At 64.7% G+C, this 19,916-nt stretch carries 17 protein-coding genes and 1 pseudogene; 8 read left to right on the top strand and 10 right to left on the bottom strand.

Translation table 11 applies throughout. The features are described 5' to 3' along the window. Positions 1 to 52 precede the first annotated feature (52 nt). A complete protein-coding gene (dnaQ, locus tag IEW98_RS07450; RefSeq protein WP_279380356.1) occupies positions 53 to 727 on the bottom strand; it encodes a DNA polymerase III subunit epsilon in 675 nt (224 codons plus the stop codon). Between the two features lie 291 nt (positions 728 to 1,018). Further along, positions 1,019 to 2,846: pseudogene (locus IEW98_RS07445) on the bottom strand (DUF885 domain-containing protein). A 408-nt stretch (positions 2,847 to 3,254) separates the two neighbouring features. Here IEW98_RS07445 and IEW98_RS07440 point away from each other — a divergent pair. Next, complete coding sequence (locus tag IEW98_RS07440) at positions 3,255 to 3,911, top strand: PEPxxWA-CTERM sorting domain-containing protein (RefSeq protein WP_188762298.1); 657 nt, start codon at positions 3,255 to 3,257, stop codon at positions 3,909 to 3,911. Between the two features lie 57 nt (positions 3,912 to 3,968). Here IEW98_RS07440 and IEW98_RS07435 read toward each other — a convergent pair whose 3' ends face one another. Then, positions 3,969 to 5,114, bottom strand: a complete 1,146-nt coding sequence (locus IEW98_RS07435; protein WP_188762297.1) for a PEPxxWA-CTERM sorting domain-containing protein — start codon at positions 5,112 to 5,114, stop codon at positions 3,969 to 3,971. A gap of 526 nt (positions 5,115 to 5,640) precedes the next feature. Here IEW98_RS07435 and IEW98_RS16385 point away from each other — a divergent pair. Next, the gene (locus IEW98_RS16385; protein WP_243450617.1) at positions 5,641 to 6,402 is read left to right on the top strand and encodes a PEPxxWA-CTERM sorting domain-containing protein; all 762 of its coding nucleotides are present in this window, start codon (positions 5,641 to 5,643) and stop codon (positions 6,400 to 6,402) included. 18 nt (positions 6,403 to 6,420) lie between these two features. Here the strand turns inward: IEW98_RS16385 and coaE are convergent, their stop codons facing one another. From coaE to IEW98_RS07410, 4 genes are read right to left on the bottom strand one after another with little or no spacing between them, the layout of a single operon-like run. Beyond that, on the bottom strand, positions 6,421 to 7,011 hold the full coding sequence (gene coaE, locus IEW98_RS07425) for a dephospho-CoA kinase (protein ID WP_188762296.1): 591 nt from the start codon (positions 7,009 to 7,011) through the stop codon (positions 6,421 to 6,423). Then, positions 7,008 to 7,829, bottom strand: coding sequence for a shikimate dehydrogenase family protein (locus IEW98_RS07420; protein ID WP_188762295.1), 822 nt, complete (start codon positions 7,827 to 7,829; stop codon positions 7,008 to 7,010). The genes coaE and IEW98_RS07420 overlap by 4 nt, the downstream gene beginning before the upstream one ends. Beyond that, a complete protein-coding gene (locus IEW98_RS07415) occupies positions 7,826 to 8,419 on the bottom strand; it encodes a Maf family protein (RefSeq protein WP_188762294.1) in 594 nt (197 codons plus the stop codon). The genes IEW98_RS07420 and IEW98_RS07415 overlap by 4 nt, the downstream gene beginning before the upstream one ends. Continuing rightward, positions 8,416 to 9,255, bottom strand: a complete 840-nt coding sequence (locus IEW98_RS07410; protein ID WP_188762293.1) for a pyruvate, water dikinase regulatory protein — start codon at positions 9,253 to 9,255, stop codon at positions 8,416 to 8,418. Before IEW98_RS07410 ends, IEW98_RS07415 begins: the two co-directional genes overlap by 4 nt. Before the next feature lie 415 nt (positions 9,256 to 9,670). Here IEW98_RS07410 and hemE point away from each other — a divergent pair, with 415 nt between their 5' ends. Continuing rightward, positions 9,671 to 10,705 (top strand): uroporphyrinogen decarboxylase, encoded by a 1,035-nt coding sequence (hemE, locus tag IEW98_RS07405; protein WP_188762292.1) that lies wholly within the window; start codon positions 9,671 to 9,673, stop codon positions 10,703 to 10,705. A gap of 7 nt (positions 10,706 to 10,712) precedes the next feature. Then, positions 10,713 to 11,162, top strand: coding sequence for a CopD family protein (locus tag IEW98_RS07400; RefSeq protein WP_188762291.1), 450 nt, complete (start codon positions 10,713 to 10,715; stop codon positions 11,160 to 11,162). Between the two features lie 69 nt (positions 11,163 to 11,231). On the opposite strand, the gene IEW98_RS07395 is transcribed toward IEW98_RS07400, so the two are convergent. Continuing rightward, complete coding sequence (locus IEW98_RS07395; RefSeq protein ID WP_188762290.1) at positions 11,232 to 11,717, bottom strand: DUF4126 family protein; 486 nt, start codon at positions 11,715 to 11,717, stop codon at positions 11,232 to 11,234. A 123-nt stretch (positions 11,718 to 11,840) separates the two neighbouring features. Continuing rightward, positions 11,841 to 12,461 carry an ArsR/SmtB family transcription factor gene (locus IEW98_RS07390; protein ID WP_188762289.1) on the bottom strand — a complete coding sequence of 207 codons (621 nt, stop codon included), beginning with the start codon at positions 12,459 to 12,461 and terminating at the stop codon, positions 11,841 to 11,843. A 98-nt stretch (positions 12,462 to 12,559) separates the two neighbouring features. Between IEW98_RS07390 and IEW98_RS07385 the strand changes: the two genes are divergently transcribed. From IEW98_RS07385 to IEW98_RS07370, 4 genes are all read left to right on the top strand, one after another. Further along, positions 12,560 to 13,843, top strand: coding sequence for a S41 family peptidase (locus IEW98_RS07385; protein WP_188762288.1), 1,284 nt, complete (start codon positions 12,560 to 12,562; stop codon positions 13,841 to 13,843). 165 nt (positions 13,844 to 14,008) lie between these two features. Continuing rightward, positions 14,009 to 14,818 carry an ImuA family protein gene (locus IEW98_RS07380; protein WP_188762287.1) on the top strand — a complete coding sequence of 270 codons (810 nt, stop codon included), beginning with the start codon at positions 14,009 to 14,011 and terminating at the stop codon, positions 14,816 to 14,818. Continuing rightward, on the top strand, positions 14,739 to 16,244 hold the full coding sequence (locus tag IEW98_RS07375) for a Y-family DNA polymerase (protein ID WP_308785501.1): 1,506 nt from the start codon (positions 14,739 to 14,741) through the stop codon (positions 16,242 to 16,244). The genes IEW98_RS07380 and IEW98_RS07375 overlap by 80 nt, the downstream gene beginning before the upstream one ends. Continuing rightward, positions 16,241 to 19,483: an error-prone DNA polymerase gene (locus tag IEW98_RS07370; RefSeq protein WP_188762286.1), complete on the top strand. Its 3,243-nt coding sequence runs from the start codon at positions 16,241 to 16,243 to the stop codon at positions 19,481 to 19,483. Before IEW98_RS07375 ends, IEW98_RS07370 begins: the two co-directional genes overlap by 4 nt. On the opposite strand, the gene IEW98_RS07365 is transcribed toward IEW98_RS07370, so the two are convergent. Then, positions 19,480 to 19,905 (bottom strand): VOC family protein, encoded by a 426-nt coding sequence (locus IEW98_RS07365; protein WP_188762285.1) that lies wholly within the window; start codon positions 19,903 to 19,905, stop codon positions 19,480 to 19,482. The genes IEW98_RS07370 and IEW98_RS07365 overlap by 4 nt on opposite strands. Positions 19,906 to 19,916: the final 11 nt, after the last annotated feature.

The raw sequence follows: 19,916 nt of genomic DNA, 5'->3' as shown, positions 1-19,916 counted from the left end.
TGCCCCGGCTCCGATCCGGTCAATGACCGCCCCGGCACTGGGGATAGAATGGCTAGTGTAGCCAGAGCGGGTCCTTGAGTCCGGATACAAATGCGTCATGCCTTTGCCGTTCCTCGGGGGTAGCCACATGGGAACGCACGGCGAATTCGACCCGTTCCACCTCGAAAACCTCGACAACCGCCTGCGATGCGAGGTCGAATCCGATCTGCCGGCCGCCGCAAAGTTCGACATAAACCTGCGCCAGCAATTCGGCATCGAGCAGCGCGCCATGCTTGGTCCGCGCCGAAAGATCGACATTGTAGCGTGAACACAGCCCATCGAGCGTATTCTTGCCCCCCGGATGCTTCCGCCGCGCCATCTCCAGCGTATCGATCGCCCGCGAATGCGGAATCACCGGCATATTGGCGCGCTTCAGCTCCCAATTGACGAACTCCATGTCGAACACGGCATTATGCGCGACGAGCGGATCGTCGCCGATAAACGCCAGGAACTCGTCAATCACCATCTCGAACACCGGCTGCCCCGACAGGAACGCATTCGACAGCCCGTGCACCGCCTGCGCGTCCTTTGGCATCGGCCGGCACGGATCGAGATAGGTATGAAACGTCCGCCCCGTGCAAACCTTCCCGATCATCTCGACCGCCCCGATCTCGACGATCCGGTGGCCGTCCCCCGGAAAAATCCCGGTCGTTTCGGTATCGAAGATAATTTCACGCATCGAGCCGATGTAGCGATTAGCCGCCGAAATGAGAAGAGCCGCTCGTCCCCCTCACCCCCAACTCTACCCCGTCACCCCCAACTCTACCCCGTCACCCCCTACTCTCCCCCGTCACCCCGGCGAAGGCCGGGGCCCATCTCCAAGCCGTCCCGAATAATCCCCGCCTTTCTTCTCCCCTCCCTTCTTCAACGGAGGGGTCGGGGGAGGGTCCCTTCCATCCCATCATGCACCCAGCGGCAAACACCAACCCCGCTCATCCCGAGCGAAGTTGAGGGACGCACCGCCCCTCGACCAAAGCCCCTAATCCCGCTTCCCCGCAACATACCGATCCACCTCCGCCTCGAGCACATTCAGCGGCACCGCCCCATTCCCCAGCACCACCTCATGAAAATCCCGGATATCGAACCGGTCCCCCAGCGCCGCCTGTGCCCGGACCCGCAACTCCCCAATCTTCAGCTGCCCGATCATGTAACTCGTCGCCTGCCCAGGATTGTTGATGTACCGGTTGACCTCCCGCTCGATATCCAGCGGCGACAGCGATGAATTCGCCTTGAAAAACGCAATCGCCTGCTCGCGCGTCCACCGCTTCGAATGCAGCCCGGTATCGGTCACCAGCCGGATCGCCCGCCACATCTGCAACGACAGCATCCCGAACTCGGCATCGGGATCGGCATAGGCCCCCATCTCCTTGGCCAGCCGCTCGGTATAGAGCCCCCAGCCCTCGCTATACGCACTATAGCCGCCGAACCGCCGGAACTTGGGCAATCCCGGCAATTCCTGCGCCCGCGCGATCTGGAAATGATGCCCCGGCGCCCCCTCATGGACGGCGATCCCCTCGAGCTGCACCTTCTGCACCTGGTTCATGTCGGCCAGGTTGACGTAGAATATCCCCGGCCGCGAGCCATCCGGCGCCGGCCGATTATAAAACGCCACCGAAGCCGTCCCCTCGCGCCAAGGCTCGACGGCACGCACTTCCAGCTTCGCCTTGGGCAAGGTCCGGAACATCGTCGGCGCCGCCGCCATCATCTTGGCAATAACCGCCCGCGCCCTGGTCAGATATTCCTCGCGCCCGGCCGCCGTATTGGGAAACTTGAACTCGGGATTGGTCCGCACCGCGTCGAAAAACGCCTCGAGCGACCCCTTGAACCCGATTCGCGTCTTTACCGCCTCCATCTCGGCACGGATTTTCGCCACCTACGCCAACCCGATCGCGTGGATCTGGTCCGCCGTCAGTTCGGTCGTCGTGTTCTGCGCCAGCCGCGCATCATAATAGGCGGCGCCATTGGGCAGGCTCCACGCCCCGTCATTGCCCTTCGCCTTGGGCTCGATCTCGTCGAGCGCTGCAAACAATGTCGTGAACCCGCGCCTGAACGGTCCCGACAGTGCCGCTTCCGCATCGGCGATCAATTTCGCCTTGTCAGCCGCCGGCGCCTCGAGCGCCGCAACCTTCTTCCTGAAATCCGCCAACACGATGCTGTCGGGCCCAGCCGTGAACGGCCGCCCGGTGATCACCTTCGCCGCATCCTCGCGCGCCGGCTTGAACACCATCTTCGGCGGCACGATTCCCGCCGCCGCCTGGCCGCGCATCACCTGCGCCACCTCGCGCATCACCCGCTCGGTCTCGCCGATCCGCGCAATATAAGCCTTTGCATCGGCAACGTTGTCGATCCGGTGCTCGTTGGCGAGGAACACCGGGATATTCCCCCGCCGGGCTGCCGTTCGTCGAAACCGGAAAGCCATAGGTCCGGAACGGATATTGCCGGCGCGCCCGCTCGACCTGCGTCTCGAACAGGCGATAACTCAGCCGCGCCTGCTGCCCCAGCCGGTCGGGCGAGAACTTCGCCTTCATCTCCGCCAGCTGCGTCTCCGCCAACGCCATCCGCCGCACATCGACGGCGTCGGTATAATCGTCGAGCCTGTCGTAATTTGCCTTCGACCCGAGTGACGTCTGCGCCTCCGGGCTCAGCGCCGTATTGGCATCGAACGCCGCATCGAGAAACGCACCCAGCCGTGCATCCTCGGCCTTGCTGTCAACAGCCGCCGCCGTAGCCGCCGTCGCGGCGCTACCCGCAGCCGCCGTCGCGGCGCTACCCGCAGCCGCCGTCGCGGCAAGCACCGCCGCCCCCATCAACGGCTGCACCGCACAACCAGCCAGCATAAACGCCGAGAACGCCAAACGAATGCCCAAAACAAGATCCTCCCAAAACCGTCGACAAGCTGCTTCTACCAAATTCGCAGCGCAACACATCAGGCCAGATTTCACCGAAAAATGCATCGCCAAACGAAATAATTACGGCCTTCAAGCGCGACTACCGAACGGTGTAATCCAATAGAGAGCTGAATAGCTACTCATTATGGGAACACAATCAAAAGTGTCGGTCTACTTTACACTTCCATAAAATGTGACGTTATCAAAACAATACACCGAATAGGGAATCCATTATTTTATACAAACCGTTACAATTGTTACGGAAACGAACCCGTATGGTTGGCATGCATCTTGCTTGTCCTATTCCGGGGGATCCTAGGAGGAACCATGTCGAAAGTAATTGTTGCGTTCTCAGCTCTAGCGATCGTCTGCGCGGCCGCGCCGGCAAGTGCTACCATCGTGATTTATTCAACCCCGGGCGTCGTCCAGCCCGACGAAAACGTCCTGTTCCAGGGCCCGCCACCCAGCGGAAACAACGCGTTTGGCGTCACCAGCCAGACCAATTTGCCAGTGACGTTCACTGGCAATGAGCTCCTTGCCACGCCTTCGTCCGGCCAGGCGCGCATTACCGGGGCGGATGGCAATCTGAGTCAGCTGGCCTTCGCTCTCGGCACTGGCCTTGGTTTCACCGAAGTCGAGTTCAACATCTTTGGAACCCAGGCAACGGCGACCTCGGTCATGCTCAACTTCACCGATCAGTTCGGCACGGTGTTTAGCGACGACTTCGCTATCGGCCGCGGCCAGAACTTCTTCTCGGCCCGTGCCTTTGACGATCAGTTCATCACCAATGTCAGCTTCACTCTGAACGGGGATGTCCGTGACGTCCGGCAGTTCCGGATCGGCGGCATCGGCAGCATCGATGACGGCGGCGGCGCACCTTCTCCGGTTCCGGAGCCCCAGTCCTGGCTGCTGCTGATGGCCGGCTTTGGTCTCGTTGGTGCCAGCTTGCGGCGGCGCCAGGCTCATCGAACCGTTGCCGCGTAAGGCAGGTCGCATCTGACGGCCGGGCGGTGAGTTCCTCACCGCCCGGCTCGCCTGCGTTCAAGCGTGAGCGGCTATCCGCCGGCGCCGCCGATGCGCAAATCCGACGAGGCCATAGCCGACGATCATCATGAGCCAGGTCGCCGGCTCGGGAATGATGTCGAAGTCGGAGACGACAATGGCGCGGGCTTCCGCCTTCAACGTATAGGCTTTGCCCCCGACCCCGCCGGGCGCGTAATCCGCCAGCGCAAAGGAAAACAGGTCATTGGCTGTGCCGAGTGCGACCGGGTTGAAGGTCATGCTGTAGGTCAGCGAGTTGCCGCCGGCGAGGCCGTTGACGAACGGCGAGATGTTCGAGCTGAAGGCCATATTGCCGGTTTCGCGGCTGATCCCGGTCAAGCTGAGGCCGGCAGTATTGATGTTGCCGATGTTGTACAGCGTGAAATTCAGCGTCACCGGGCCACTGTTCTGGATCAGCGTGCCGAAGTCGAGCAACAGGTTGGTCACCGTCGATGAGCCGCTGAATGACGGATTGGCGAAGTTCAGATAGTCGTAGGTGATGCTGTAAACGTTGCTCGCCGGCGTGGCGCTGCCGAAACCGAAAAGGCCGTTGGCGGTCCCGCTGAGTGCCCCCGAGCCGTTGGTCACGGTGGTGCTGCCGCTGGCCGAGCGGGTGAAGTTGACCGCGCCGGCGCCGGCGTAGGACGACAGGTTGGCGAGAGGCACTGCCGATGTGCCGACAATCGAACCCGTGGTCGTTGTCGACTGGTTGGACGGGCTGTTCGGGCAGTTGCCGCCCGTGCATTGGCGGCTGGCCGTCAACGCGCCGGACGAAAACGTGACTCCGGCTGTGGAAATGGAGCCGGTCATTGCCGTGCCCGAAGTGACCGTACGGCCACCTCCGCTGGCAGCAACCGTTCCGGTTACCTGGGCAACCGCCGACACGGCGGTATTCACATGGACCGTGGCGCCTGTCAGGATACCGGTCGCGGTATCGAACTTGCCGACAGCGACATCCGATGTCGTCACGCTGCCGTTGGCGGTCGCGGTGGCGTTGCCGCCGGATACCGTTGCCGCCAGGATGGTGGATTCAGCCGCCGAGGGATTGCTGGTAACCGAGATCTGCAGCGGCGTGACGGCCGTGGCACTTGAGGCGAACGCGGCACCGGCAAGGAGGACCGGCAGAAGACGACAGAGGTGTTTCAAGATGGAGCTACCATTCGTTGCGACCGAGATTGGCCATGGAATCGCTCCAGCAAGGATCATGCCATTTACCGGGATATTAAGATAACGTTAGCATTCCAGACACCTGACGCCGGTCGGCACGGCGTACCTCTAAACGAACTGTAAAGCTTACCGAAACTTTCGGTCGCGAAACAACTAGTCTGACCGGGCACGCAGTCGTGCCTGAGAAGCCGACGCACTGTCGTGAGCAGGGTCGCCGCATGGGCCTTTTGATCGAGGCAAACGACCTCGTGGAGGTCAAATCGATGAGGAAATCACCGCATACAAACACCCATTGCCAGTTTCGCTTTCGCAACAACCGGAAAGGTTCCCGGTCTGCCGTAATATTTGCTTCGCCGCGTGCCGGGCATATTGCCGCGCTGCGGTACAGCTGCGAGCAGGGGTCTCCGTCTCCGGGGGGAGCATAGCCGGTACAGGGCCGGGCGGCATTCGACAGGAGATCCGATTGATACCGGTAAATTCACCGCGCCGTGGCCTTGCCTCGGCGATGATATTCGCTTTGTCGACCTGCCTGCTCACCGCACCTGCCCAGGCCGTCACGACCGGCTCGTGGAATGGCTATCGCTGGGCGCGAACCGGCACCCTGGCCATAAAAACGGTCAACCGTACGTCCTCCGCATGGAGCAGCTTTTTTGCACCGGCGCTCGCCGGCTGGTCGCAAGCCTCGCAGCTCGACCTGATCGGCAGCCGCGGCACGGTAAATTCGACATGCGCCGCGTCGCTCGCGACCATCCAGGTTTGCAGTGGCAACTATGGCACCAAGGGCTGGCTCGGCTATGCCAATGTCTGGACCTCGGGCGGCTTCGTCGTCATGGCGACCGTCAAGCTCAACGAAACCTATTTCCAGCAGGCCCGCTATAATACGTCCGCGTGGCGCAAGTCGGTGCTGTGCCACGAGCTTGGCCACACCATCGGCCTTGATCACAACAACGCGATCCGCAGTGACGACAATACCGGGTCGTGCATGGACTACAGCAATGATCCCGATGGCGGCACGGCTTATGGCCGGTCGAACCTCGCGCCGGGCTCCATGGATTTTGCCGGGCTCAACATCATCTACAGGTCGCTCGATCAGACCCAGTTGCCCGGCACCAAGCTCAGCATGTCGGGCGACGGGATGTATCTTCCAGGTTTCGCTGCGGGCGCGGTGCCCGAACCCGGCAGCTGGGCCCTGCTGATCACGGGTTTCGCCTTGACGGGCATGGCCGTCCGGCGCCGCCGGAAATTGTCAGTCAGCCACGCACGATAGATTGGGGGTGAAGGGGCCTCAGGCCCCTTCCCGCCGGAGGCCCTTCACCACCTCGTTCACCGCCAGCCAGGTGTGCCGCCGTCCCCGCCCCGTCTCGATTACCACGTCCGCCAGCTTGCGCTTCTCCCGGTCGGGCATCTGCGACTTCAAAATTCCGGCGAACTTCGCCTCGGTCATCCCCGGTCGCGCCAGCACCCGCGCCCGCTGCACCCGGTACGGCGCGCTGACGACGATCGACATATGGCAGCGTTTCCAGCCGCCCTTCTCGAACAGCAAGGGCACGTCCAGGATCACCGCATCCTTCTGCCGGTGCGCCCCCAGGAACGCCGATTGCGCCTCCGCCACCAGCGGATGCAGGATCTTCTCCAGTTTCCGCAAGCTCGCCGCATTGCCGAACACATGCGCGCCCAGTTTCTCGCGGTGAAGCCCGCCGGCGTGCGTCGTCCCCGGAAATTCCGCCTCGATCGCCGCCAGCGCGCGCCCGCCCGGCCCCTGGACATTGCGCACCTCGGCATCGGCATCGAACACCGGCACCCCCAGGCTCTCGAACATTGCCGCCACCGTCGACTTGCCCATGCCGATCGACCCGGTCAGCCCGATGATGATCATATTGTCAGCAACGCCCGCAATTCCGCATCGAACCGGCGCGGCGCCTCCGCCCCGAAAAACAGCCGGAACGCCTGGTCCGCCTGGCCAATGAGCATCGTCAGCCCATCGACCGGCCGGCGTCCCAACGCCCGCGCCGCCGCCAGCAATCGCGTCTCGAGCGGCGCATAGACCATGTCGAGCACCAGCGCCCCCGCCGCCGTCCTCGCCAGCCCGTCCAACACCGCGTCGGGCATAACAGGCTGCCCGTTCATCCCTAGCGAACTCGCATTGATCACCGTCTCCGCCCCCGCCAGCGCCGCCCCCGCATCATCGAACCCGAACACCGCCCCCGCAATTCCGAACCGTTCGAGCAACTCCCGCCCGCTCTCGGGCCGCCGCACGACGATCCGCAATTCGCCGACCCCAGCCCCCTGCAAGGCAAATACCGCCGCCCGCGCCGCGCCCCCCGCGCCGATCAGGCACGTCACCCCCGCCGCCCGCGCCCCGAGGCTCTCCCTGACGCCATCGACATCGCTGTTCGCCCCGGTCAGGCCATGCGCCCCCGGATAGACGATATTCGCCGCCCCGACCTGCCGCGCACTTTCCTCCAGGTCCGCCACCAGCGGCATCACGCTCTGCTTGTGAGGAATCGTGACATTGCACCCCCGCCAGCCCGGCTCGATGCTCCGCACCGCCAGATACGCCGCCAACCCCTCTGCCGGCACCCGCACCGCGCCATATTCCGCCGCCAGCCCCAGCTTTTCCAGCCAGAACCCATGGATCACCGGCGATTTCGCCTGCGCCACAGGGTCGCCGATCACCTCCGCAAAAACCGTCACGCGCCAATCACCCCGCGCACCCGCAGGTAATCGAGCAGCGCCAGCAACGGCAGCCCGCGAATGACGAACTGGTCGCCCTCGACCTTCACGAACAATTGCGCCCCCAGCCCCTCGATCCGGTAGCACCCCACACAGCCCAACACATCTTCACCTTCGGCATCGAGATAATCGCGTATAAACCCCTCCGACAACACCCGCATCGTCAGCCGCGCCGCGCCGCCCGCGCGCCACACCGGCGTCCCGTCCTGCGCCAGCACAGCCGCCGAAACCAGGCGGTGCGTCGTCCCCGACAGCCCGCGCAACTGCGCCTCCGCCCCCGCCCGCGTGTCAGGTTTGGCCAGCAACGCCCCATCCGCCGCCACCACCACCGAATCCGCCCCCAGCACCAGCACCCCCGGCGCCCGCTTCGAAATCTTCACCGCCTTCAGTTCCGCCAGCGCATCGGCGACCCGCTCGGGCGTCGCCCCCGCCGCGAGCAACCCCGCCGTCACCCCTTCCTCGTCGACATGCGCCGGCTGCGCTTCATGCACGACCCCCGCCGCGCTCAGCATCGCCCGCCGCGCCGCGCTCTGGCTCGCCAATATGATCACGCCGTCTCCGCCTTTGCATCGGCGCGCGCCTGCACCAGGTTGATGATCGCCGCCGCGGTCTCCTCGATCGACCGCCGCGTCACGTCGATCACCGGGATATCATTGTCGGCAAACAACCGCCGCGCAAACGCCAGCTCCGCCTCGACCGTCCCCGTCTCGACATAGGCGGTGTCGGGCGCCTGCCCCAGCGTCAGCAACCGGTTGCGCCGGATCTGGATCAGCCGGTCCGCCGCCGTCGTCAGCCCCACCACCAGCGGCCCCGCCACCGAGAACAGGATCGCCGGCGGCGGCGATTGCGGCACGATCGGTATATTCGCCGTCTTGAAGCCCCGGTTGGCCAGATAGATCGCCGTCGGCGTCTTCGACGTCCGCGATACCCCCGCCAGGATTATATCGGCCTCCTCCCAGTCATCGTGGCCGGCGCCGTCGTCATGGACCATCGTGTAATTGATCGCATCGACGCGCTGGAAATACGCCGCATCCATCACATGCTGCCGCCCCGGCCGCCGCGTCGCGACCTGCCCGAGCAATTCCGACAGCGCGCCGATCGTCGGATCGAGCGGCGACACGAACGGCAGGCCCAGCGTCGCGCAGCGCTGCTCGAGCCGGTCGCGCACCCCGCCATCGACCAGTGTATAGATCACCAGCCCCGGCCGCCGCGCGATCTCCTCCATGACCCGGTCGAGATGCCCCTCCGATCGCACCATCGGCCAGAAGTGCTTGATCGCCTCGACCCCCTCGAATCGCGCCAGCCCCGCCTTGGCCACCGATTCGAGTGTTTCCCCGGTCGAATCGCTGACCAAATGGAGATGCAGCTTGGCCCGCTCGGCGCTCATATGTGGCACGCCGATCGCTGCAAAATTTTTTTCCTGCGAATGAAGCTGGGGATAACCATGGGAGCCAAGGGTTAAGCCGCCGCGGTATCGGGGGGCAAGCGCGATCTTGCCCAATTCCGCCCCGCTTCGCTCCCCCGCACCCCCGAGTCGCTCCCAACCAATCCACCGGTGGAAGACTCCACAGGCCCCCCTGTGGATAACGGGGATAAACCGAGCGACTCGCCAAGAGTCACACGATTGCCGCAAACCCCGCCTGTGGATGATTCCGGGCTTGCAGCGTTATCCCGAATCCAGCCGTTTACCACTACAACCGACCTTCAGATTCTAGAATCATTGAAAGAGAAGTGTTTGCGGTCCCCGATCGCCTCGCCCGATCCCTGCTTGACCGCTCGCCCCCAGCCCCTGAAAGAACCCCATGCCCTCAGCCGACCCCCCCTTGCTCGCCGTCCTCAAGGGCGACCGCCGCGATCCGCCGCCCGTCTGGCTGATGCGCCAGGCCGGCCGCTACCTCCCCGAATATCGCGCCCTTCGCGAACAAAAAGGCGGCTTCCTCGAACTCGTCTACGACAGCGACGCCGCCGCCGAAGTCACGATGCAACCCATCCGCCGCTTCGGCATGGACGGCGCCATACTGTTCTCCGACATCCTCATCGTTCCCCACGCCATGGGGCAGGGCCTCCGCTTCGGCCCCGGCGAAGGTCCGCAACTGTCGCCGCCGCTCCTCGACGGCATCTTCACAGCCCTCGAGCCGCAACCGCACTACCTCGCCAAGATCTACGAAACCGTCGCCAAAGTCCGCGCCCAGCTCGCGCCAGAAACCACCATGCTCGGTTTCGCCGGCAGCCCATGGACCGTCGCCACTTATATGGTCGCCGGACACGGCAGCAAGGACCAGGGCGAAGCCCGTCGCCTCGCGTATACCGACCCGTCTGCCTTCCAGTCGCTCATCGACCGTATCGTCGTCGTCACCACCGATTATCTGTCGGGCCAGATCGACGCCGGTGCGCAAGCCGTCCAGCTCTTCGACAGCTGGGCCGGCAGCCTGTCCCCCGCCCAGTTCGAACGCTGGGTCATCGCCCCCACCGCCGATATCGTCGGCCGCCTGATGGTCCGCCACGGCGACATCCCCATCATCGGCTTCCCCAAGGGGGCCGGCGCCAAGCTCGCCGCCTATGCCGCCGAAACCGGCGTCGACGCCATCGGCCTCGATGAAACCGTCGATCCCGAATGGGCCGACGCCATGTTGCCGCCGGGCATGCCGGTGCAGGGCAACCTCGATCCGCTCGCCCTCATCGCCGGCGGTACCGCGCTCACCACCGCGGTCAAGCGCATCCGCGCCGCCTTCGACGAGCGCCCGCACGTCTTCAACCTCGGCCATGGCATCCTGCCCGACGCCCCCATCGCCCATGTCGAGCAACTGATGACGATGCTGCGTGAACCCTTCCGGTGATCGCCAAATGATTGAATTCGGCACCGGCTGGCTCGGCGACGGCTACCTCTGGGTCAAATCGCTCCACGTCATCTTCGTCATCTTCTGGATGGCCGGCATGTTCATGCTACCGCGCTTCCTCGTCTACTGGTCCCAGCTGCCCGCCGACTCCCCCGAAAACGCCGTCTGGACCGATCGCTGCAACCGCCTGCGCCGCATCATCCTCACCCCCGGCATCACCATCGTCTGGCTCGCTGGCATCGCCCTCGGCTTCCATCTCGGCTGGCCGCTCTGGCTCTGGGCCAAGCTCGTCGTCGTCCTCGGCCTGTCGGGCTTTCACGGCTGGATGATCGGCGCCGCCCGAAAATTCGCCGCTGGCGACCGCCCCTACACCGAAAAAACCCTCCGCCTCGCCAACGAGATCCCGTCCCTCGCCACCATCGCCATCGTCATCCTGGTGATCGTCAAACCCTTCTAAAAGGCCAAGATCTTAGACTGTCATCCCGGGCTTGACCCGGGACCCAGCTGCTTCTCTGCCCCAACAGGATCACCCCCAGCGCAGCGCCCCATTCTCGTTCTCGGTAACCCCCGGATATTCCTGGTCGTTCGCCACCGCCACGATCAACAGCGCCGACCCCACCACCAGCGCATCCTCGACCACCCCCGAAGCTGTCTGGCCATAGCGCCGGAGCGCCCGCATCCGTAGTTCGAACGTCACATAGGACGCCGCCACCGCAGCCGCGGCGCCGAGCAGACCGCCAACAAGCCGCTCGTCACGCGGCGCCAGCGCCGCCCCGGCAATCGCGCCGGTCATCAACCGTGCCGCCAGGCCGGCCACGACAATCCGATCGGGCGCCGATTCCATCTTGTCGCCCGCCAACTCGCCTGCCGCCAACGCCAGCGACCCCGCGACAACAACCGGATGCGACAGGAACGCCTGAGCCCCATTGTTTCTGGGTAACAATCCCTGCTTGGCCGCCAGGCTTACCGCCGCCAACGGCGTCATCGATCGCGCCCCTGCAATCGCACCCATCAATATAGAACGGATCAACGGCCTTCTCCCTCTGTATGGCCAATTAACAAGTTGAATTCGATTGCGTTCCAATTGGGCGATTCAAGGGCCTCCGGCGGCTGGGGCCTTGGCCCCAGACCCCATTTATTCAGTCTTCGTCTTGGCTCCAGCATTCCGCAACGCACGCCGCTTCGGCCGGGCATCGATCGGCGCCAGCACAAAAGCCAGGCTGGCAAGACGATCCCGCCCAGCTGTTTTCACTTGGCTGGTCAAGGCGCTCAGGCGTTCGAGCAAAATGTTCACCTCTGCAAGGTCATCGGCACTCAGCCAGCCCTTGTTGCGCGAGGCCCAGAGTTCCCGACCGGCGCCGGTCACCATCGGGTCTTCGCTGGACAGCCCGTTCTCGAAATCACGTCCGGCAATCTGCAACAGCCCGCGCGCAAAGGCACGCAGTTCGGCAACGTTCCCGCCGGCGCCCAGATCATAAGCGAGGCGAAGCGGCGCGCCGCCCTCGCCGGCCAGGCGATAGCGACGCTCGCTGCCGTCGGCGGCCGGTGCCTCTGCCAGCAATCCCCCCGCCACCAGCGCCCGCAAATGGTAATAAAGACCGTCCGCCGGACGCCCGAGCTGTTCCGCCAGTGCAGCGACGTCTGCCTCGCCGCCGATCGCAGCCAGCGTATCGACCAGCTCCTGTCGGACAGGCGAGCTGAGAAGGCGCACTTGCGCCGGATCACAGACCGCCTGCCGGTCGAAATCATCATTCATCGCAATGGACTCCTGTTGAATATATTCCTATGTATTTCAACAACGCCAAAAGGGAAAGAGCCCGATGGCATTGATAGGAAAGTTGCCGGACATTGGATATGCATCTCGAAAAACGCCTTGTCTCGGCGGTTATTGTGTTGCTCGGCATGTCCGCCAGCGGCGCATCAGCGGCGCCTCGGCAGTTCACGCCCGCCGAGCTGCAGGCCGACCTCCGCTTCGCCATCGACACGATCGAACACCAGCACCCCCGCCTGGAACATTCGGTAACGCGCGCCCAGCTTGATCGCGCAGCCGAGAAAATGCGCAAGCAGCTTGTCCGTCCCATGGACCAGACCGAGGCCTGGGTGACGCTGGCGCAGTTGAACCCGGTTCTTGCTGACGGGCATCTGTTCATCGGCCTTCCCGACTGGCGAGCGCAGAGCGCCGAAGCGATCCGCATGGGAACCGGTTTCTTCCCGTTCGAGGTCAGCCTCGACAAGCAAGGCTATCCCGTCATCGTCGCGGCGCTCGGCGGATCGCCTGTATCTCTGGCCGGCCGCCGGATCACGCGCATCGATGGCCGGGATGCGCGCGATGTTGCGCGTGCGCTGCTGGCGCGGATGCACGGCGACACACCGGCCTTTCGCGCCGCCTTGCTGGCGCAGCGTTGGTGGCTGCTTTTCGCGAAGCTCTACGGAACGCCTGCCACCTATGATCTCGTCGTCGCCGGATCGAAGCCGCATTACCTTGTTCCTGCCGGTCACAGTCTCCCTGCCATCCTCCAGCATGAGGCCAGCTTTGAACGTCTTTATGCATGCCGCATCGATGCCGATGGGAGCGCTCGCCTGACAGTCGCGTCTTTCTCCTGGGAGGACAAGGCGCGCTACTTCGGGTTCACGCGGGATTGCTTTGCCCGGATGAAGACAGCGTCGGCTAAACGACTCGTGATCGATGTCAGCGCCAATGGCGGCGGGGATGATGACATGTGGAAGGACGGCATCCTCCGATATATCGCCATCCGGCCCTACAAGCAGGGCTCCACCTATGTGAAGCGCGAGCGCTCCGGCGCCAGGACGACAGGCGCGATCGAGTCCGCGACGGAGCCTGTCCCCGACGAGCCGTTTTGTTTCACGGGTGCGGTTACAGTGGTGATCGGGCCGTTGACCTACTCGTCGGCGGTGCTCTTTGGTAACGTCGTACGGGACTATGGTTTCGGCACGCTTGCCGGAACCGGAGGTGCCGTGCGCACGCGGCAATCGGGCGGCGTGCAGAGCGTCAAGCTGCCCAATACCGGACTGATACTATCCTACCCCAGGTTCGTGCTCGATCCCCCTGCCGGAGCGAAGGCCTCGAAGTATCTGCAGCCCGCCAACTCGAGTGCGCTTACGAGCGTCGCAGAGTAGGACCGATTCCGGGCCGAAGCGGTCGCTGAGTTTGCGAACAAGATAATCGCCAAAAAATGGGGTCTGGGGCCAAGGCCCCAGCCGCCGGAGGCCTTTGGACAGCCGTCGGAGGCACCAGACTCACCTTGACTAAGCTCACCCCCTAATAGAACATAATAGGAACATATGAGTCGACCCGACCTCCAATCCCTTGTGGACACGCTGACCGAGCCCATCGCGCCCGACACCAGCCGGCTGACTCTCGGGCACCCATCCACCGACCATAAACTGGGCGGCGGCCTCGCCCAGGCTGCCCTTCACGAAGTCTTCGCTACGCAGGAAGCGGACGCCCCCGCCGCCGCCGGATTCGCGCTGCTGATGGCGCTGCGTTCCGAGCGCAAGGGCCCGCTGGTCTGGCTGCGCGAGGACAAGGGCCGCATGAACGGCCGCCTTTACGGCCTGGGGTTTCACGAGCTTGGTTTCGACCCCGACCGGTTGTTGCTGGTCGAGGCACCCGACACGATTGCATTGCTGCGCGCGGCGGCCGAGGCGGTGCAGTGCACGGCGGTCGGTGCGGTGATCATCGAGCCCTGGGGCAAGGCCTCGGTCGTCGACCTGACGGCAACGCGCCGGCTGACGCTGGCGGCGGCACGGTCGGGCGTCCTGGCGTTGTTGCTGCGCACCGGCGATCCCGGCCCGAGTGCGGCGACCTCGCGCTGGGGCGTCAGGGCGATCCCATCGGCACAGTTGCCCGCCGACGCCCCCGGCGCCCCGGCTTTTGAAATCAGCTTGTTGCGCCATCGCAGCGGCATTGCCGGGTTCAGTGCCCGTGTGGAGTGGAACCGTGACACCTGCGTTTTTACCGATCTCACCGATCCTGCTGCCGCCCCAGTCGCCACAGCGCCGCTACCTGGCGTTGTACCTGCCACTGCTGTCGTCGGAACGAATCATCCGCTCCCGCATCCGGCCCTCACCCGAAAGCAACGCGCCGCCTGAACCGCCCCCCTTCGCGCTGGTCGCGCGTGAAAAAGGCGCCATCATCCTCGCCGCCGTCGATGCCAAATCCCAGGCCCAGGGCCTCGCCCCCGGCATGACGCTGGCGGACTCGCGCGCCCGGGTGCCGGCCCTCGTCAGCATCGCGCACGAACCCGCCGCCGATCTGGCACTGCTCGAATGGCTCGCCGATGGCTGCGACCGGTACACGCCGATGGTCATGGCGATGCCGCCGCTCGGACTGGTCCTCGACATCACCGGCTGCACCCATCCCTACGGCGGCGAGGCCGGGCTGGTCGACGATCTGTTGCGGCGTCTGGCAAAGCTCGGCCTCACCGGCTGGCCGGCGCTGGCAAACACCCCCGATGCAGCGCTGGCACTGGCGCGGCACCGCATGGCCGATGTCGGCGACCTGCCGTCGACGGCGCTCGAGGTGGCTGAATCGACGCATCTGGCGCTGCGCCGCGCCGGGCTTAAGCACATCACCGACGTCGCCAAACAGCATCGCCCGGCGCTTGCGGCACGCTTCGGCAAGGACATGACCGACCGGCTGGCGCGCTTGCTCGGCGAGGTCGATATCCACATCACGCCGCGCCGTGCCCCCACCCCGATAGAGGCCGAGCAGCGGTTTGCCGCACCATTGGCGCACAGCGACGCGGCGCTCGCCGTCATCGAGACGCTGGCGGTTCGCGCCGGGCTCCAGCTGACCGAACGCGCCGAAGGCGGTCGCCGCTTCGATGTCGCGCTGTTCCGCAGCGACGGCCATGTCGCGCGCCTCGGCGTCGATACCGCCAACCCGGTGCGCGACCCCAAACTGCTCATCCGCCTGCTGCGCGACCGCATCGGCGGCCTGTCCGATCCGCTCGACCCGGGTTTCGGCTATGACCTGATCCGGCTGTCGGTCCCCGTCACCGCGCCGCTCGCCGCCAGCCAGCTGCTACTCGAAGGCGGCACTCTTGCCGAAGGCGAGATCGGCGCCCTTGTCGACCGTCTCACCACCCGCCTCGGCCGCAACCGCGTCCGCCGGATGATTCCCGCCGACAGCCACATCCCCGAACAGGCCGCCTTCGACCTGGCGCTCGCCGATTCGCCCTTCTCTGGCAACTGGCCCGCCGTCATCGAGGGCGACCCTCCGTGGCGCCCGCTGCAATTGTTCGACCCGCCGCAGATCATCCAGGTCATCGCCGAGGTCCCCGACGGCCCGCCGCGACGGTTCCGCTGGCGCCGCCGCCTCCACGAAGTCACCCGCCACGAAGGCCCCGAACGCATCGCCGCCCAGTGGTGGCGCCGCGCCGACGGCGCCGGGCTGACGCGCGACTATTACCGCGTCGAGGACGGCGACGGCCGCCGCTTCTGGCTGTTCCGCCACGGCCTCTACGGCACCGAAAAACCCTTGCCCGGCTGGTACCTCCACGGGCTGTTCGCATGACCGCTTTCGCCGAGCTCGCCGCCGCCACCAGCTTCTCGTTCCTGCGCGGTGCCTCCGAACCCGCCGACATGGTGGCGACCGCGATCATGCTCGGCCACGCCGGCATCGGCATCGCCGATCGCAACACCGTCGCGGGCGTCGTCCGCGCCCATGCTGCGCTGCGCCAGATCCGCTCGCAGCTCAAGGACGCCGGCGAACCCGACCTCGATTTTCAACTCGCCGTCGGCGCCCGGCTGGTCTTCGCCGACGACACGCCCGATGTCATTGCCTACCCCGCCAACCGCCACGGGTGGGGCCGTCTATGCCGGCTTTTGACCACCGGCAACCGCCGCGCCGAAAAAGGCGATTGCATCCTCCACTTCGCTGATCTGGTCGAATATGCCCAGGACCTGCTGCTGATCGTGATGCCGCCCGATCATGGCCCGGTGCCGAGGTTGGCCGAAATTTCGGCGCTTCTCCCAAAACATACCTGGCTCGGGGTGCAAATGTCCCGCCGCGGTCCCGATCGCCGGCGCGCACAAGCTCTCCACGTGCTTTGCGAAGGGCTGGACATACCCGCAATCGCCGTGAATGCCCCACTCTACGCCACTCCGGCGCAGCGCCGCCTCCACGACGTGCTGACCTGCATCCACCAGAAAACCATCCTGTCCGAAGCCGGAAAACGCCTCGAGGCCAACGCCGAACGCCATCTCAAGTCACCCGCAGAAATGGCGCGCTTGTTCAGCAAACATCCCCGCGCCATCGCCGAAACCACGCGATTCCTCAAGAAAATCAGCTTCTCGCTCAACGACTTGCGCTACGAATACCCGCACGAGCCGGTCCCCGCCGGCTACACCCCGCAAGCCTGGCTCGAAACCCTCAGCTTCGAGCGCGCCGCCATCTTCTGGCCCGCCGGCATCCCGCCCAAGGTCTTGAAATCATTGCACACCGAACTCGCAATGATCGCCAAGCTCAACTACGCCGCCTATTTCCTCACCGTCCACGACCTCGTCGAATTCGCCAACAAGGAAGGCATACTCTGCCAGGGCCGCGGCTCCGCCGCCAACTCCGCCGTCTGCTATGTCCTTGGAATCACGGCCGTTAATCCCGACAAGCATACGCTCCTGTTCTCCCGCTTCATCTCCGAGGAACGCGGCGAACCCCCTGATATCGATGTCGATTTCGAACACGAACGCCGCGAGGAGGTGATGCAGTACGTCTACCGCCGCTACGGCCGGGACCGCGCCGGCATCGCCGCCACCGTCATCCACTACCGCCCCCGCAGCGCCGTCCGCGAAGTCGGCAAGGTCCTCGGCCTGTCCGAGGACGTCACCACGAGATTGACTGGAACAGTCTGGGGAAGCTCCGCCAACGCCATGGAAAAAAAGCGCTTTTCCGAATCCGGCTTCGATCCGGAGACGCTCGAGATGCAGCGCCTCGCCGACTTGGTCAACCAGATCATGTCCTTTCCCCGCCACCTTTCCCAACACGTCGGCGGCTTCGTCCTCACCAACGACCGCCTCGACGAAACCGTCCCCATCCACAACGCCGCCATGGTGGATCGCACCTTCATCGAATGGGACAAAGACGACATAGACGAGCTCGGCCTGATGAAAGTCGATGTCCTAGCGCTCGGCATGCTGACCTGCATCCGAAAGATTTTCGTTCTGATCCAGACACATATCGGCAAGCAATACCAGATCAACAACGTCCCCGAAGATGTCGGGGCGGTCTATGACATGCTCGGCCGCGGCGACAGCGTCGGCGTCTTCCAGGTCGAAAGCCGCGCCCAGATGAACATGTTGCCGCGCCTCAAGCCACGCACTCTCTACGACCTCTGCATCCAGGTCGCCATCGTCCGCCCCGGGCCGATCCAGGGTGACATGGTCCACCCCTACCTCCGCCGCCGCCAGGGCCTCGAAACCATCACCTTCCCCTCACCCGGTCCCGGCCATGATCCCAACGAGTTGCACGACGTCCTCGGCGCCACCCACGGCGTGCCGCTGTTCCAGGAACAGGCGATGAACCTCGCCATCACCGCCGCCGCCTTTACTCCCGTCGAAGCCAACCAGCTGCGCCGTGCCATGGCGACCTTCCGCAACGTCGGCACCATGCACAATTTCGAGGAAAAGATGGTCGGCGGCATGGTCCGCCGCGGTTACCAGCAAGAATTCGCCGAGCGCTGCTACAAGCAAAACCAAAGCTTTGGCAGCTATGGCTTCCCCGAAAGCCACGCTTTGGCCTTCGCCAAGCTGGTCTGGGTCTCCTCCTATCTCAAGTGCCTCTACCCGGCCGCCTTCGCCGCCGGTTTGCTCAATTCGCAGCCGATGGGTTTCTACGCCCCCTCACAGATCGTCCGCGACGCCAGCGAGCACGGCGTCGTTATCAACCCCATAGACATCAACCACAGCGACTGGGACAACAGCCTCGAGGGCGGTGCCCTGCGGCTCGGCTTCCGCCAGATCACCGGCTTCACCACCGCCTGGGCCCAGGCCCTTGCAAACGCCCGGCCTTTCACTTCAATCGAGGACCTCGCCCAGCGCACGGCCCTCCCCGAACGCGCGCTGCGCCTGCTTGCCGACGCCGATGCCTGTTCGTCACTGGGCCTCGACCGCCGCAATGCCGCCTGGGAAGCGCTGCGTACGCGTTCCGACGTGCTGCCGTTGTTTGCCGCCGCCAAGGCCCGCGAACTCGGCGCCGAACCCCAGGTCGACCTGCCCCTGCTGACTCCTGGCGAGGAAGTCGTGGTCGATTTCCAGATGCTCCGGCTGTCGCTCAAGAATCATCCCATGGCATTGGTAAGGCCGCAGTTTTCGGGCGAGCGGATTCATAGTTGCGCCGCCACCAGCGCCTCGCCCAATGGCCGCCGGGTCCACACCGCGGGCATCGTGCTGATCCGCCAGCGCCCCGGCAACGGCAACGCCATCTTCGTCACCATCGAGGACGAAACCGGCGTCACCAACGTCGTCATCTGGGCCAGCCTGTTCGAAACCTACCGCCGCGAGATCATGGCATCGCGGCTGATGCTTGTCGAAGGCGAGGTCCAACGCAGCCCCGAAGGCGTCATCCACCTGATGGCCACCCGCATCGCTGATCGCAGCGCCGCGCTTGACCTGTTATCCGAAGACCAGGGCCCGCCGATACAGGCGACGCGCGGCGATGAATTCATCCACCCCGATCAACTCCCGAGCCATCCCGGCGCCATGGCCCGGCATCCCCGCGACGTCCGCATCCTGCCGAAATCGCGCGACTTTCACTAATCCGGCAATACCAGGCTGCCGTCAGGTGCCAACGCTGTGAACGGGTTATACGCGACTTCCCACGGATGGCCGTCCGGATCGCAGAAATAGCCCGAATAACCACCCCAGAATGCCGTATGGGCTGCCTTCTGCAACGTCGCACCATTGGCGACCGCTTTCTCGAGCAGCGCATCGACCTCGGCCTTGCTGGCAACGTTTTGCGCCACGGTAAAACCGCCAAACCCTTTTCCCCGGTCGGTCATGCCGCAATCTTTGGCCAATTTGTCAGAGGGATAGATTGCGAACGCCATGCCGCCGACCTGGAACATGGCGATCGAATCGAATGCCTTGGCCCGCCGCGGCCATCCCATCGCCTCCCAGAATGCCACCGCGCGCGGCAGGTCGTCGGTTCCCAGCGTGACGATGCTGATGCGTTGGTCCATAGCTGATCTCC

It is taken from the genome of Sandarakinorhabdus glacialis (genome assembly GCF_014643455.1).
GTDB lineage: Bacteria > Pseudomonadota > Alphaproteobacteria > Sphingomonadales > Sphingomonadaceae > Sandarakinorhabdus > Sandarakinorhabdus glacialis.
This window is presented reverse-complemented; position numbering and strand designations above follow the sequence as displayed.

What these genes read in the sequence shown, in the direction of transcription:
- IEW98_RS07440 (WP_188762298.1), top strand. Translation starts at nt 3,255, where the DNA reads ATGTCGAAAGTAATTGTTGCGTTCTCAGCTCTAGCGATCGTCTGCGCG.
- IEW98_RS16385 (WP_243450617.1), top strand. Translation starts at nt 5,641, where the DNA reads ATGATATTCGCTTTGTCGACCTGCCTGCTCACCGCACCTGCCCAGGCC.
- IEW98_RS07400 (WP_188762291.1), top strand. Translation starts at nt 10,713, where the DNA reads ATGATTGAATTCGGCACCGGCTGGCTCGGCGACGGCTACCTCTGGGTC.
- IEW98_RS07385 (WP_188762288.1), top strand. Translation starts at nt 12,560, where the DNA reads ATGCATCTCGAAAAACGCCTTGTCTCGGCGGTTATTGTGTTGCTCGGC.
- IEW98_RS07370 (WP_188762286.1), top strand. Translation starts at nt 16,241, where the DNA reads ATGACCGCTTTCGCCGAGCTCGCCGCCGCCACCAGCTTCTCGTTCCTG.
- hemE (WP_188762292.1), top strand. Translation starts at nt 9,671, where the DNA reads ATGCCCTCAGCCGACCCCCCCTTGCTCGCCGTCCTCAAGGGCGACCGC.
- IEW98_RS07365 (WP_188762285.1), bottom strand. Translation starts at nt 19,905, where the DNA reads ATGGACCAACGCATCAGCATCGTCACGCTGGGAACCGACGACCTGCCG.
- coaE (WP_188762296.1), bottom strand. Translation starts at nt 7,011, where the DNA reads ATGATCATCATCGGGCTGACCGGGTCGATCGGCATGGGCAAGTCGACG.
- IEW98_RS07390 (WP_188762289.1), bottom strand. Translation starts at nt 12,461, where the DNA reads ATGAATGATGATTTCGACCGGCAGGCGGTCTGTGATCCGGCGCAAGTG.
- IEW98_RS07410 (WP_188762293.1), bottom strand. Translation starts at nt 9,255, where the DNA reads ATGAGCGCCGAGCGGGCCAAGCTGCATCTCCATTTGGTCAGCGATTCG.
- IEW98_RS07380 (WP_188762287.1), top strand. Translation starts at nt 14,009, where the DNA reads ATGAGTCGACCCGACCTCCAATCCCTTGTGGACACGCTGACCGAGCCC.
- IEW98_RS07395 (WP_188762290.1), bottom strand. Translation starts at nt 11,717, where the DNA reads ATGGGTGCGATTGCAGGGGCGCGATCGATGACGCCGTTGGCGGCGGTA.